Below are 13,839 nucleotides of genomic sequence, written 5' to 3' on the forward strand. Positions count from 1 at the left end.
GAGGCGTCGAGAGAAGGTGCCCTTCGTTACCCGCGGGTCATTTCGTGCTGGACCGTGTGGCGGAGGCGCCGGGCTTCGGCCAGGTAGGCGTCGGCGAGCCGTTCGCGCCCGGCGTCCCGGTGCAGCTCACCGAGGCGCCGGGCGGTCTGCTCCTGGCCGCGGCGGTCGCCGATCTGCTCGAAGATCTCCAGGGCCCGGCCGAGCCGGGTGATCGCCGCGTCGCCGCGCTCCAGCTCGGCCAGGTCGCTGAGGCAGTACGCCTGACCGTGCGCGTCGCCGATGGCGGTGAACCGGTCGAGCGCGGCGGTGAAACAGTCCCGGGCGGCCACCGCCTCGTCGAGTGACACCCGGACCAGCCCGAGCCGGTGCAGCAGGTGCGCCACCCGGTGCTGGTCGTCCAGTTCGGTGGCGAGCGGCAGGCCGGCGTTCAGCGAGCGGAGCGCTTCGGCGGGTTTCCGGCGGGCCAGCCACACCACGGCCAGCGCCCCGTGCACGTACGCCTGGCCGTGCCGATCGCCGACCGCCAGGTAGGACGCCAGCGCCTGCTGGTAGCAGTCGTACGCGGCGTCGTGCTCACCGCGTACCCGGTGTACAGATCCCAGCCCGGCCAGGGCGCCCGCCTCGCCGTACGTGTTGCCCAGCCGGGCGTACGCCAGCCGGGCCCGGCTGAACGCCTCGGCGGCGGCGCCGTAGTGATCGCGGTACAGGTGCAGTTGCCCGAGGCCGCGGAGGGTCACCGCCTCGCCGAGCAGGTCACCGGTGCGCCGGCAGACGTCGAGGGCGCTGCGGTGGGTCCGCTCCCATTCGACGCTGTGGCCGCCGAGGTCGCACCAGGGCAGCATGGCGTGCGCGAACTCCCAGGCCAGTGCGGAACGGCCCAGCCGGGCGGCGAGGTCGACGGCGGCGAGCAGCGCCGGCCGCTCGACGGTGAACCAGGCGACCGGGTCCTTGGTCAGGTCGGCGGCGGCCGGTACCGGCCAGCGGGCCGCCACACGCACCCCGGGGCCGAAGATCTGGGCCGGCAGGGCCTGCGCGGCCCGCCCGGCCAGGTCGAGGTAGCCGCCGAGGACCCGGCACAGCATCGCCTCGTCGGCCGGGTCGGGCAGCTCCGGTGCCAGCAGGCTGGCCACTGTCGACAGCCGGAACCGCGGCTGTCCCAGCTCGTCCCGGCCGACCCGGCGGACCAGCCGGCCCAGCTCCAGGTTGTCCAGCACGGTCTGCACGTCGGGCCGGTCCAGCAGGGCCGAGGCCACCCAGCCGGGTGTCGGCCCGAGGTCGAGCAGGGCGAATCCGCGCAGCATCGTGGCCGCGTCGCCGGCCAACCGGGCCGGTCCGGCCGGGACCGCCGGCTCGTCCTGGGTCAGCAGGCTGCGATGCAACCGGCGGAGCGGTTCGCTGGGTTCGACGCCCAGCCCCTCCACGAGGAAGCGGCGGGCGCTGGAGTACGTGGACAGCGCCTCCGCCCGGCGGCCGGTCGCCTCGAGCGCGGTGACCAGCAGAAGCCAGGCCTCCTCCCGCAGCGGGTCCTCGGTCACCAGTGCGCGCAGGTCGGCGATCGCCCCAGCCGGGTCGCCGGAGCCGATGCGTACCCGGGCCTGCTGCTCCCGCAGTAGCCGCCAGCGTTCGACCAGGCGCTCCACCTCGGGCCGCCACAGCGGCGAGTGCGGCAGGTTCTCGATCGGATCGCCCCGCCACAGCGCCAGCGCGGCGTCCAGCCGGGCCGGGTCGGTGGCCGGGTCGGGCTCGTCGAAGCGGGCCACGTCGAGTTCGGCCGGGCCCAGCAGCAGCCGGTAACCGGGCGGCTGCCGGCGGAGCCGGGCCGCGCCGAGGAGCGTACGCAGGGCGTGGACGTACGTGTGCACGTTGGCCACCGCCGAGCGGGGCGGGTCCTGCGGCCAGAGCACCTCGATCAGGTGGTCCACGGTGACCGTGCGCTGGTTCCGGAGGGCGAGCGTGGCGAGCAGCTGGCGGGGTTTGACCCCGGCCAGCGGGACGGGGACGTCGTCGCGCCGCAACTCCAGCGGACCAAGTATGCGCAGCTCAAGTCCTTCTGGCATCGCCACACCGCCCACGATCGATGATCGTCTTTGTCGATGCTACGCGGCGCCGACGGGATGGGGCCAGTGGTGACGGCCGATCCGACGTCGATCGGTTGTAGGCGATGTGGAGTCGGGCTGGAGGGCGCCGGGCCAGGCTGGCGACCCGGAGCAGCTATGGAGAGGACGGCCAGATGCGACTACGTCATCTGCTGAGGGCCGCGAGTGCCTTCGTCATCGGTGTCGCGGGGACCCTGCTGATCGCGAACCCGGCGCACGCCGCGCCCGCGTTCCAGCTCCCCTTCCCGTGCGGGCAGACCTGGACCGGCAACAGCAGTAACAGCAGCGCCCACGTGTCCTGGGAGATCGACTTCAACCGCGGGTCCACCGCGTCCGCGGATCTTGGCGACACCGTGCTGGCCGCGGCGGCCGGCACGGTCGCGGTCTCCGCGCACCAGGGCGAGACCAACGGGTACGGCAACCTGATCGTGATCGACCACGGCAGCGGGTACTACACCTACTACGCGCACCTGGACAAGCGGGCGGTGGTCGCCGGCCAGTCGGTCCTGGGCGGCCAGGCCATCGGCGCGGTCGGCAACACCAGCAAATCGGGCAACAACATCTCCCCGCACCTGCACTACGAGGTGCGCTACCCGGACCGTTCCCAGTCGCACATCATCAAGGCCGTCTTCAACGGCGCCACCTTCGGCTACCCGAACGCCTCGGTGACCAGCAGGAACTGTGCCACGTCGTACGACCCGGCCGAGGTGTGCGGCAGCGGATTCGAGGTCATCGACTCGGTGAAGCTCGGTACGGCCGGCACCGCCAACCTGCTGTGGAAGGGCTCGACCAGCCAGAACTGCGCGGTCACGCTGAAGATGGCGAACGTCGGTACGGCCACCGCCACGAGCGCCTTCCTCGAACCGGAGGGCTCGACGAGGTCAACGGACTCCGGCAACTTCTCGTACTACGCGGGGCCGGTGATCCGCACGTCGCCGGGTTGCGTGAAGTGGGGCGGTAGCACCGGCGGCTCCAGCTACACCTCGGCCTTCGAACACTGCGGGTAACCGACACTCGTGCTCGGCCGGTGGCCGAGCCGATCCGCCGACGTTGATCAAGAGGTTCGCGTCACCCGGGGCCGGCCCGTGACGCGGACCTCTTGATCGACGGGAACGAGGCGCGGGGGATCACCGGGTGCGGCGGACGTCGTACCCGGGGGCGCCGTCCGTCGTCGCGGCGCCGACGAACTCCTGGCCGCGCATCCGGCACCAGGCCGGGATGTCGACGGCGGCGGCCGGGTCGTCCGCGAGCACCCGCACCACCGCGCCGACCGCCAGCTCGGGCAGCCGGCGGGCCAGGTTGATCACCGGCAGCGGGCACCGCTGGCCCCGGCAGTCCAGCACCTCGTCCGGCTCACTCCTCGCGCTCACAGCACCACCTCGGTTCGCGACTGCGGGGCTCGCAAAACCGGCTCACTCCTCGCGCTCACAGCCCGGTCACACCCGCCTCGGCCCGCAGGTCGGCGACGATCCCCGGCAGCTCGGCGAGGAACCGGTCCACCTCCGCCTCGGTGGTCTCCCGGTGCAGCGACACCCGGACGTTGCCGTGCGACAGCACCCCCATCGCCTCCAGCACGTGCGACGGGCGCAGCGTCGACGAGGTGCAGGAGGAGCCGGAGGAGACCGCGAAGCCCCGCCGGTCCAGCGCGTGCAGCAGCGCCTCGCCGTCCACGTACAGGCAGGAGAAGGTGACCAGGTGGGGGAGGCGGTCCACCGGGTCGCCGACCACCTCCACGTCCGGCACCTCGGCCGCCACCCGGGCGCGGATCCGGTCCACCAGCGGCCCCAGCCGGGCCGTCTCGGCCGCCGCGTCGGCCGCCGCCGCGCGCAGGCTCGCCGCCGCGGCCACCACCGCGGGCAGGTTCAACACCCCCGGCGTACGCCCCGACTCCCGCTCGTCGGCCGGGAACGGCGACTCCCAGCGGGTGCCCTTGCGGACCACCAGCAGCCCGACGCCGGGCGGCCCGCCCCACTTGTGCGCGCTCGCGGTCAGCACCGACCAGCCGGCCGGCAGCGGCGCCCGGCCGACCAGCTGCGCCGCGTCGACGTACAGCGGCACCCCCGCCTGCGCGCACGCCTCGGCCGCCGCCGGCACCGGCTGCACCGTGCCCACCTCGTGGCTGGCCGCGATTAGCGCCGCCAGGGCGACGCCCGGGGCGGCCACCGCCGCCGTCCAGGCGTCCAGGTCCAGCCGGCCGAGCCGGTCCACCGGTACGGAGACCGCCGCGCCGCCGCCGGCCACGTGCCGCTCCGCGGCGTGCAGCACCGCGGAGTGCTCGATCGCGGAGTGCACCAGGGTCACCCCGACCCGGCGCCGCCCGGCCAGGCCGCCCAGCACGGCGGCGTGCGCGGCGGCCGTACCGCTGGGGGTGAAGGAGAGCTCGTCGGCGCGGACGCCGAGGGTCTGCGCGGTGGCCTCGCGGGCGGCGTCGAGCAGCTGCCGGGCCCGGCGGGCCTGGGTGTAGAGCTTGCCGGGGTCGGCCCAGCCGTCGTCCAGCGCGGCCAGCAGCGCCTGCCGCGCGACCGGATGCAGCGGGGCGGCGGTGGCCGCGTCCAGGTACACCGGGGATCCGCTCACGCCGTCGCCCCGCTCCGCGCCACGGCGGCACGCCGCGCCTCGCCACTGACCCCGATGGTTCGCTCGCTCACGAGTGCCGACGGTATCGTGCGACCCGCTCGCGGGACCCCCCGATGGGGCGGACAGTGACCCCAAGACGGTCAGGCCTGTCATGGTCGAGTAATCTGCGACCGTCGGTGACGCCTTTGCCGTCGGTGCTGAAGGAGACAACCACCGCGGCGCGCTAGGGAGGCAGGACCAGGTGGTCGCAAGGAGTTCGGAGGTACGGCCCTCGGCCGTACGGCACAGCGCTTCCCGAGGAGCCGGTGAGCGCCGGCGGCGTGGTGCTGGTCGGCTCGCCGGGCTCGGTCTCGGCGGAGCCGCGATGCTGGTTCTGCTCACCGGCTGCGACGTCGGGAGGACGTTCGACGGCTTCGGGTGGCCGCAGGGCGGCATCACGCCGCAGTCGCACCGGATGTACGACCTGTGGATCGCGTCCTGCATCGCGGCGCTCGCGGTCGGCGTGTTCGTCTGGGGCCTGATCTTCTGGTGCGTGATCCGCTACCGGAAGCGGGGCAACGCGCTGCCGGTGCAGACCCGCTACAACCTGCCGATGGAGTTCCTCTACACGATCACCCCGATCCTGATCGTCTCGGTGCTCTTCTACTACACGGCGGTCGTGCAGACCGGCGTGGACAAGACCACGAAGAACCCGGACGTGACCGTCGAGGTCGTCGCCTTCAAGTGGAACTGGCAGTTCAACTACCGCGACGGCCAGGGCCGCGACGCCAAGACCGTCGCCTCGGTCCTCGGCACCAGCGACGTCATCCCGGTGCTGGTCCTGCCGACCGGCAAGTCCATCCGGTTCGAGGAGACCAGCCGCGACGTCATCCACTCCTTCTGGGTGCCGGAGCTGCTCTTCAAGCGCGACGTCATGCCGGGCAACGTCCGCAACGTCTTCGAGGTCTCCAGCCTCGACGAGGAGGGCGAGTACGTCGGCCGCTGCGCCGAGCTGTGCGGCACCTACCACGCCTTCATGAACTTCGAGCTGCGGGTGGTCTCGCCGCAGCAGTACGACCAGTTCCTCGCGGAGAAGAAGGCCGGCAAGTCGACCCAGGATGCGCTGCGGGCCATCGGCGAGGAGCCGTACGCCCAGACGACCAAGCCGTTCGACACCCGGCGCACCAAGAACAACTTCAACCCGTCCGGCGCGTCGGCCGGCGTGGGAAGCTGAGGTATCCGGCATGAAGACCGAGTGGAAGATCTTCCTGACCGTCGGGGCGTTCCTCTTCGGTGTCACCATCCTCTACGGCGCCTGGACCGCCGGCGAGACCGGTCGGGTCGAGTGGGTCGGCACGGTGGCGCTTGCGCTGTCGTTCCTGCTCTGCTCGATGTGCGGCGGCTTCTTCTGGTTCGTCTCCCGCCGGATCGACCTGCGCCCGGAGGACCGGCCGGACGGCGAGATCGCCGACGGCGCGGGCGAGGTCGGCTTCTTCAGCCCGGGCAGCTACTGGCCGTTCGGCCTGGCCCTGGCCGCGACCGTCGGCGGTCTGGGGCTGGTCTTCTGGCAGATGTGGCTGCTGGGCGTGGGCGCGGTGGCGGTCATCCTCGCCGCCTGCGGCCTGCTCTTCGAGTACTACAGCGGCACCCGGCGCACGGCCGAGCACTGAGCTGACGCCGAGCGGCCCGTCTCCCCGTCGGGGAGGCGGGCCGCTCGCGTTCCCGGGTGCGGGATCCGTCCGGGACCGGTGACCGAAGGCCGGTGGTCGCGTGGGTCAGGCGGCGCGGCGGTGGGTCGGACGGGTGCCGCGCCGCCGGTCGAGGCGCGGGGTGTGGGCGGCGAACCCGGCGATCAGCAGCGCCGAGCCGCAGCCGGTGCAGGCCAGTTCGAACCACTCCGGCTCGGCCCCGTCGAGACCGGGCGGAGCCTCGAACAGCACGACGCCCTCGCAGGTGTCGCAGTAGAGCTCGCGGTCCGACACGGGCGTCTCCTCTCGCTCCGGTGCCCGCCGAGGGCGGTGCCGGCATCGGCGGAAAACGGAAAATTACTCCCGTGTAGTTTGGCACGCCGGTCTGACAGTTCCGGCCCGGGACGGGGGCGTACCGGGGTGCGGCCCGGCGTACCGTCGGCCGCGACCGGTCAGAGGGAGCGGCCGACCTCGAGCCACCGGTCCAGGACGGCGGCGGCGGCCCCGGAGTCGATCGACTCGGCCGCCCGGGCCAGGCCGGCCCGCAGCGCCTCGTACAGGTCGCCGTCGAGCGGGCCCTGGGTGGCCAGCGCCACGGCGGCGTTCACCAGCACCGCGTCCCGGACCGGGCCGGTCTCGCCGGCCAGCAGCCGCCGGGCCACGCCGGCGTTGTACGCGGCATCTCCACCCCGCAGGTCGGCCAGGGTGGACCGGGGTATCCCGAGCTCCGCCGCGTCCAGCAGCGCCTCCCTGACGGTGCCCTGCTGGGCCACCCAGACGCGGGTCGGCGCGGCGGTGGTGAACTCGTCCAGCCCGTCCTCGCCGCGCATCACGACCACCAAGTCGCCGCGGGCCGCGAAGACGGCCGCCATCACCGGTGCCATCCGCAGGTCGAAGCAGCCGACCGCGCCGGCCCGGGGACGGGCCGGGTTGGTCAGCGGGCCGAGGAAGTTGAACGCGGTGGGCACGCCGATCTCCCGCCGGATGGGACCGGCGTGGCGCATTCCCGGGTGGAACCGGCCCGCGAAGCAGAACCCGATGCCGGCCTCCGTCACACACCGGGCCACCTGCTCGGGGGCCAGGTCCAGCGGCACGCCGAGGTACTCCAGCAGGTCGGCGGTGCCGCAGGAGGAGGAGGCGGCCCGGTTGCCGTGCTTGACCACCCGGACGCCGGCCCCCGCCACCACGAGCGCGGTCATCGTGGAGATGTTGACCGTGTGCGCGAGGTCGCCGCCGGTGCCGACCACGTCCAGCGCGGTGGCCCGGATCTCCTCGGGGAGCTCGACCGCCACGGACCGGCCCAGCATCGCCTCGACCAGGCCGGCCAGCTCGCCCGGAGTCTCACCCTTGGCGCGCAGCGCCACCACGAACCCGGCCACCTGTGCGGGGCTGGCCGAGCCGGTCATGATCTCGTCCATCGCCCACGCGGTGTCGGCGGTGGACAGCTCCGCGCCGCGCAGCAGCGCGTTGAGCAGCAGGGGCCAGGTCCGTTCGCCCATGGCGGGCCTCCCGAGCGGGGCGTGGAAAGCGGGTGTGGCGGCCGTCATCCGGTCTGGGGCACCTTCTGGCGCCGACGCCATGGCCACGCTGCCGTGGCGCCGAAGGGGCCGGCTCAGGCCACCGCGGGCGTGCGCTGCAGCAGCTCGGCAACGGTGGTGCCGGTGGCCATCGGGTCGAGCGGGTGGGTGAGCGTGGCGTCGACCTCGGCGTACGCGGCCAGCCAGCGGTCGGCGGCGCGGGCGAGCACCACGCAGGTCAGCGGGGCGTCGTCCCGGTCGTCCTTGATCTGGCGGGCGATGCCGATGCCGCCGCCCGGGGACGCCTCGCCGTCGAGCAGGAGCAGGTCGATCTCGTAGTCGTCGACCAGCCGGACGCACTCGGCGTAGTCGCCGGCCTCGACGAACTCGATCTCGAGACCGGGCGCGGGCCGGGTGCCGACCGCGAGCCGCATCCGGTCACGGACCTTCGGGTCGTCGCTGTAGAGCAGGACGGTGCAAAGACGATCGCTCACGCTGGCTCCCACTTCGTAGCTGCCCGCTGATCGTAGCGGTCGTCACATCGGGCCGGACCGCCCGCCCCGGCGTACTCCTGCGAGAACTCAGGCGGGGTTCTGCGCGGCCCGCTCGCGGGCCTCCTGGCGGTCCAGTTCGCGGTCCAGCCGGCGGGCCTCGCGTTCGGACTGCTTGATCCACTGGACGACCAGCACGGCGAGCATCGTGACGCTGACGAGCTCGCCGCCGGCCCAGAGGACACCGCCGGCCACCACCTGGTCGTTCACCGGGTCCGACCAGCTCAGCTGCAACGACGGGTACCAGTCGCCGCCGAGCAGCGTGGTGCTCTGCATGATGGTCAGCCCGAGCACGGTGTGGAACGGCACGGAGAGCACCATCAGCAGCGCCCGGGCCGGGTACGGCCAGCGCCCGGGCAGCGGGTCCAGGCCGAGCAGCGGCCAGAAGAAGACGCAGCCGGTCATGATGAAGTGCGCGTGCGTCAGCTCGTGCGCCCACTCGTGCTGCAGCGTGTAGTGGTACAGGTCGGTGAAGTAGAGCGCGAACGGGTTCACCACGAAGATGGCGAACGCCACCAGCGGGAAGCTGTAGATCCGGGCGATCCGGCTGTGCACGATCGCCAGCAGCCGCTTGCGGGGCCGCACCGGGAGCGTGCGCAGGGCGAGCGTCACCGGGGCGCCCAGCGCCAGGAAGATCGGCGAGATCATGGACAGCACCATGTGCTGCACCATGTGCACCGACAGCACGGTGGTGTCGTACGCGCCCAGCCCGCTGACCGTGACCGCCGCGATGCCGCCCAGGCCGGGGACGAGGAAGCAGACCGTGCGGAGCACCGGCCAGTGGTCGCCGCGCAGCCGCAGCCGGTACACGCCGTACAGGTAGAGGCCGGCGGCGAGGAGCAGCCCGAGGGTGAGCCAGCTGTCCAGCCGGGTCTCGGTGAGGACGCGCGCGACCGTGAACGGCGGCGGGACGGCCTCGCCGGCCGCCAGCAGCGCCGGCGCGACGCGTGGCGGAGCCGCCGAGGTGGCGGTGAAGATCGGATCGACGTGCAGCACGCTTTTCAGGGTAGGTCAGACGAAGCGGACCATCCCGATCGGGCCACTGCCAGCACAGGTTTGCCACCCCGCTGATCGTCGGTCCCGGTCAAGGGCAATAATGACGGCGTGACTGCGGCCCCAGCCATTGACAAGAGCCGGATCCACTCCCTGACCCGACCCAACATGGTCAGCGTCGGGACGATCGTGTGGCTCTCCAGCGAACTCATGTTCTTCGCGGCGTTGTTCGCGATGTACTTCTCGATCCGCGCGGCGGCGCCGGAGCAGTGGGAGAAGCACACCGAGGTCCTCAACATCCCCTACGCGACCACCTTCACGGTGATCCTGGTGTTGTCCTCGGTGACCTGCCAGCTCGGTGTCTTCGCGGCCGAGAAGGGTGACGTCCACGCCCTCCGCCGGTGGTTCACCATCACCTTCGTGATGGGGCTGATCTTCGTGCTCGGCCAGGCGAACGAGTACCGCACCCTGGTGCACGAGGGCGTCAAGATCAACGGAGACGGCTACGGGTCGATGTTCTACCTGACCACCGGGTTCCACGGTCTGCACGTGTCCGGCGGTCTGGTGGCCTTCATCATCTTCATGATCCGCACCACCATGGGCCGGTTCACCCCGGCGCAGGCGACCTCGGCGATCGTCGTGTCCTACTACTGGCACTTCGTCGACGTCGTGTGGATCGGGCTCTACGCCATGATCTACTGGCTCCAGTGATCTTGGCGCGTCACGTATCGCGCCGCTGCTCCGTCCCCTGAGACAAGGTCCAACCGGTTAAGGACACAGGTCATGACTTCTGAGAACGACCGCCGACGCGGTCTGCTCGCGCGGCTGCGCGGGCGGCCCGTAGCGCGCAGCAGGGGCCGCCGCCGGCTGGGTGCCGCGGTCCGGCTGGCCGCCGCGCTGATGCTGGCCGGCGGCGCCTACACCGTCTTCGCCCCCGGCGTGCAGGCGCAGGACACGCCGCCCCTGAGCGCCGCCGCCAACGAGGGCAAGGCGCTGTTCGACGTGAGCTGCGTGAGCTGCCACGGTCGCAACGCGCAGGGCGTCGAGGGCCGCGGCCCGAGCCTGATCGGTGTCGGGTCGGCCTCGGTCGAGTTCCAGGTCAGCACGGGCCGGATGCCGATGGCCCGGCAGGAGGCCCAGGCCCCGCGGAAGTACCCGCACTTCACCGACGAGCAGGTGCGCCAGCTCGGCCAGTACATCCAGGAGCTCGGCGGCGGCCCGGAGGTCCCCGCGGGCAACAACCTGCACGAGAACGGCAACGTGGCCACCGGTGGCGAGTTGTTCCGGATCAACTGCTCGCAGTGCCACGCCTTCACCGGCGGCGGCGGCGCCCTCTCCTCCGGCAAGTACGCGCCGAGCCTGCACCCGGCCAGCGACCGGCAGATCTACGCGGCGATGCTGAGCGGCCCGCAGAACATGCCGGTGTTCGGGGACAACCAGATCTCTCCGCAGGAGAAGGCGGACATCATCGCCTACATCCAGGAGACCCTGAAGGCCAACCAGGACCCGGGCGGGTTCAACCTCGGCCGGTACGGTCCGTCGACCGAGGGGGTCGCGATCTTCCTGGTCGGCATCGTCGCGTTGGTCTTCGCGAGCCTGTGGATTGCGGGCAAGTCGTGACCGAGCGGACCATTCGTTTCAGTGCTGCGGCGTCGACCCCCGGCGCCGCCCGTAGCGAGGTGACGGCATGAGCACCCACACCGAGCACCAGGCCCCGCAGGGCCGGGAGCCGCTCGACGTGAACGACCCCCGGGTCTCCCGGTTCGAGATCGTCCAGGAGGGCGCGCGGCGGGACGACATCGAGATCGTCCACTACGAGCCGCAGGTGGTCCCGGGCAGCAAGGCGGAGCGCCGGCTGACCCGTACGGTGGCCGCGATGTTCCTGCTGACCGGCGCGGCCGCCACCGCGTTCCTGGTCGTCTACATCTGGTGGCCGTGGCAGTGGGAGCCGGGCCGCGGCGGCGACAAGTGGTACACCCCGCTGCTCGGCGTGACCCTCGGCATCGCGCTGCTCGGCATCGGCTTCGGCATCCTCACCTGGGGCAAGAAGCTGCTGCCCAAGGAGGTCTCGATCCAGGACCGGCACGACCAGCCGGGCTCCCCGGAGGACCGCCGGATCACCGGCGAGACGATGCTCTACATGGCCGACGAGCTGGGCGTCCGGCGTCGGCCGCTGCTCGGTGTCTCGCTGCTCGCCGGGCTCGCGCCGGTCGGCGCGGTGGTCGCGGCGCCGCTGATCGGTGGCCTGATCTCCAACCCGCACAAGAACAACCAGATGTTCACCACCGGGTTCAAGCCGGTGGACGGGAAGAAGATCCGCCTGATCCGCGAGGACGGCCGGCCGATCCGTCCGGCCGACGTCAGCGTCGGTGGTCAGCTCACCGTGTTCCCGGGTGTCGACGGCGGCGTCAGCAACAGGTACGCCGACTCGCCGACGCTGCTGATCCACCTGCGTGACGAGGACGCGCAGAAGTCGCGCGCCGCCAACGCCAAGATCAACCACGGCGACTACATGTGGGGCAACTTCGCGGCGTTCTCCAAGATCTGTACGCACGCCGGCTGCCCGGCGAGCCTCTACGAGCAGCAGACCAACCGGCTGCTCTGCCCCTGCCACCAGTCGCAGTTCCTCATCACCCGCAACGCCGAGCCGGTCTTCGGCCCGGCGAACCGACCGCTGCCGCAGCTGCCGATCGAGGTGGACGAGGAAGGCTTCTTCGTGGCGAAGTCCGACTACACCGAGACCATCGGTCCCGACTTCTGGGAGCGGCCATGAAGCGCCGAAAGTTTGACGCAGCAGCGCTGCCGGGCAAGACCGCCGGGGCGCTGGACGACCGCTTCCAGGCGGCCACCCCGCTGCGCAAGCTGCTGAACAAGGTCTTCCCCGACCACTGGTCCTTCCTGCTCGGCGAGATCGCGCTCTTCTCGTTCATCGTCCTGCTGCTGACCGGTGTCTTCCTGACCTTCTTCTTCGAGCCGGCGATGACCGAGGTGGTCTACGACGGCAGCTACGCCCCGCTCCGGGGCACCCCGATGTCGGCCGCGTACGCCTCCAGCCTGAACATCTCCTTTGATGTCCGGGGTGGTCTGATCATGCGGCAGATGCACCACTGGTCGGCCCTGCTGTTCATGGCCGCCATCGTGGTGCACATGCTGCGGGTGTTCTTCACCGGCGCCTTCCGCAAGCCGCGCGAGACCAACTGGATCATCGGCTCGCTGCTGTTCTGGGTGGGCTTCCTGGCCGGCTTCACCGGCTACTCGCTGCCGGACGACGGCCTCTCCGGCACCGGTCTGCGGATCGCCTCCGGCATCATGCTGTCGATCCCGGTGATCGGCTCCTGGGTCACCTCGTCGGTCTTCGGCGGGGAGTTCCCGGGCACCATCATCATCAGCCGCTTCTTCATCGCCCACGTGCTGCTCATCCCGGGTCTGCTGGTGGCGTTGATCAGTGCCCACCTGGGCCTGGTCTTCAAGCAGAAGCACACCCAGTGGCCCGGCCCCGGCCGGACCAACGAGAACGTGGTCGGCGAGCGGATGTTCCCGCGCTACGCGATCAAGCAGGGCGGCTTCTTCATGGTCGTCTTCGGCGTGATCGCGCTGATGGGCGGCCTGTTCCAGATCAACCCGATCTGGTACTTCGGCCCGTACGAGGCGTGGGTGGTCTCCGCGGCCAGCCAGCCCGACTGGTACGTCATGTTCCTCGACGGGTCGACCCGCCTCATGCCGGCCTGGGAGATCTACATCCCGATCGGCGACGGGTACACGATCCCGCCGCTGTTCTGGCCGACGGTTGTGCTGCCCGGCATCCTGGTGGGCCTGTCGACGCTGTACCCGTTCCTGGAGGCCCGCCGCCTCAAGGACTACCGTCACCACAACCTGCTTCAGCGGCCCCGGGACGTCCCGGCCCGGACCGCGGTCGGCGCGATGGCCGTGACGTTCTTCATCGTGCTGACCCTCTCCGGCGGCAACGACGTCATCGCCGACAAGTTCCACATCAGCCTGAACGCGATGACCTGGGCGGGCCGGGTCGGCCTGCTGGTCCTCCCGCCGCTGGCCTACTACCTCACCTACCGGATCTGTCTGGGTCTCCAGCAGCACGACCGGGAGGTGCTGGCCCACGGCGTGGAGACCGGCATCATCAAGCGGCTGCCGGACGGCCGGTTCGTCGAGGTGCACCAGCCGCTCACCGCGGGCGACGAGCACGCCGCGCTGGACTACGTGGGCTGGGTCGTCCCGAAGAAGATGAACCGACTCGGGGCCCTCGGCCCGGCGATCCGGGGCTTCTTCTACCCGATCGAGAAGCCGGCCGAGGCGCCGGTCTCGCCGGGGCACCCGCCGGTCGAGCCCCGACCGGAGCGCGAGGAGATCGGCAGCGGCGAGAGCCGTGGCGACGCTCTCCGCCTCGGCCCAGGCGTCGATGGTGCCAGCGGTCACGGGCAGA

Annotated in this window: 14 protein-coding genes; 7 read left to right on the forward strand and 7 right to left on the reverse strand. The window is 71.7% G+C overall.

Features of this window, described 5'->3' with window-relative positions; translation table 11 throughout:
- Nucleotides 1–26 precede the first annotated feature (26 nt).
- The gene (locus ABZ570_RS21645) at nt 27–2,057 is read right to left on the reverse strand and encodes a BTAD domain-containing putative transcriptional regulator (RefSeq protein WP_358066345.1); all 2,031 of its coding nucleotides are present in this window, start codon (nt 2,055–2,057) and stop codon (nt 27–29) included.
- 173 nt (nt 2,058–2,230) lie between these two features.
- On the opposite strand from ABZ570_RS21645, the gene ABZ570_RS21650 reads away from it, so the two are divergent.
- Nucleotides 2,231–3,103 (forward strand): M23 family metallopeptidase, encoded by an 873-nt coding sequence (locus ABZ570_RS21650; protein WP_358066348.1) that lies wholly within the window; start codon nt 2,231–2,233, stop codon nt 3,101–3,103.
- Nucleotides 3,104–3,223: 120 nt separating this feature from the next.
- On the opposite strand, the gene ABZ570_RS21655 is transcribed toward ABZ570_RS21650, so the two are convergent.
- Together ABZ570_RS21655 and ABZ570_RS21660 are read right to left on the reverse strand one after the other, a co-directional pair.
- The gene (locus ABZ570_RS21655) at nt 3,224–3,466 is read right to left on the reverse strand and encodes a sulfurtransferase TusA family protein (RefSeq protein WP_358066351.1); all 243 of its coding nucleotides are present in this window, start codon (nt 3,464–3,466) and stop codon (nt 3,224–3,226) included.
- Between the two features lie 55 nt (nt 3,467–3,521).
- On the reverse strand, nt 3,522–4,673 hold the full coding sequence (locus tag ABZ570_RS21660) for an aminotransferase class V-fold PLP-dependent enzyme (protein WP_358066354.1): 1,152 nt from the start codon (nt 4,671–4,673) through the stop codon (nt 3,522–3,524).
- Nucleotides 4,674–4,914: 241 nt separating this feature from the next.
- Here ABZ570_RS21660 and coxB point away from each other — a divergent pair, with 241 nt between their 5' ends.
- Together coxB and ABZ570_RS21670 are read left to right on the forward strand one after the other, a co-directional pair.
- Nucleotides 4,915–5,886 carry a cytochrome c oxidase subunit II gene (gene coxB / locus ABZ570_RS21665; protein ID WP_358066357.1) on the forward strand — a complete coding sequence of 324 codons (972 nt, stop codon included), beginning with the start codon at nt 4,915–4,917 and terminating at the stop codon, nt 5,884–5,886.
- 10 nt (nt 5,887–5,896) lie between these two features.
- Complete coding sequence (locus ABZ570_RS21670; protein ID WP_358066360.1) at nt 5,897–6,322, forward strand: cytochrome c oxidase subunit 4; 426 nt, start codon at nt 5,897–5,899, stop codon at nt 6,320–6,322.
- A gap of 105 nt (nt 6,323–6,427) precedes the next feature.
- On the opposite strand, the gene ABZ570_RS21675 is transcribed toward ABZ570_RS21670, so the two are convergent.
- The 4 genes from ABZ570_RS21675 to ABZ570_RS21690 all read right to left on the reverse strand — a co-directional run bounded on the left by ABZ570_RS21675 (nt 6,428) and on the right by ABZ570_RS21690 (nt 9,404).
- Entirely contained in the window at nt 6,428–6,634 is a 207-nt protein-coding gene (locus tag ABZ570_RS21675) for a hypothetical protein (protein ID WP_358066363.1), read from the reverse strand.
- Nucleotides 6,635–6,792: 158 nt separating this feature from the next.
- The gene (gene trpD, locus ABZ570_RS21680) at nt 6,793–7,839 is read right to left on the reverse strand and encodes an anthranilate phosphoribosyltransferase (protein WP_358066366.1); all 1,047 of its coding nucleotides are present in this window, start codon (nt 7,837–7,839) and stop codon (nt 6,793–6,795) included.
- 113 nt (nt 7,840–7,952) lie between these two features.
- Nucleotides 7,953–8,351, reverse strand: a complete 399-nt coding sequence (locus ABZ570_RS21685) for a hypothetical protein (RefSeq protein ID WP_358066369.1) — start codon at nt 8,349–8,351, stop codon at nt 7,953–7,955.
- A gap of 87 nt (nt 8,352–8,438) precedes the next feature.
- Entirely contained in the window at nt 8,439–9,404 is a 966-nt protein-coding gene (locus ABZ570_RS21690) for a cytochrome c oxidase assembly protein (protein WP_358066372.1), read from the reverse strand.
- 108 nt (nt 9,405–9,512) lie between these two features.
- Between ABZ570_RS21690 and ABZ570_RS21695 the strand changes: the two genes are divergently transcribed.
- The 4 genes from ABZ570_RS21695 to ABZ570_RS21710 form a co-directional block, all read left to right on the forward strand.
- The gene (locus ABZ570_RS21695) at nt 9,513–10,112 is read left to right on the forward strand and encodes a heme-copper oxidase subunit III (protein WP_089005946.1); all 600 of its coding nucleotides are present in this window, start codon (nt 9,513–9,515) and stop codon (nt 10,110–10,112) included.
- A gap of 72 nt (nt 10,113–10,184) precedes the next feature.
- The gene (locus ABZ570_RS21700) at nt 10,185–11,021 is read left to right on the forward strand and encodes a cytochrome c (RefSeq protein WP_358066376.1); all 837 of its coding nucleotides are present in this window, start codon (nt 10,185–10,187) and stop codon (nt 11,019–11,021) included.
- Between the two features lie 67 nt (nt 11,022–11,088).
- Nucleotides 11,089–12,174: a Rieske 2Fe-2S domain-containing protein gene (locus ABZ570_RS21705; RefSeq protein WP_358066379.1), complete on the forward strand. Its 1,086-nt coding sequence runs from the start codon at nt 11,089–11,091 to the stop codon at nt 12,172–12,174.
- Nucleotides 12,171–13,839: cytochrome b N-terminal domain-containing protein (locus ABZ570_RS21710; RefSeq protein ID WP_358066382.1), on the forward strand; the 1,669-nt coding region annotated here is incomplete at its 3' end. The genes ABZ570_RS21705 and ABZ570_RS21710, both read left to right, overlap by 4 nt.

This window comes from Micromonospora sp. NPDC007271, assembly GCF_040634005.1.
In the GTDB taxonomy this organism is placed as follows: domain Bacteria; phylum Actinomycetota; class Actinomycetes; order Mycobacteriales; family Micromonosporaceae; genus Micromonospora.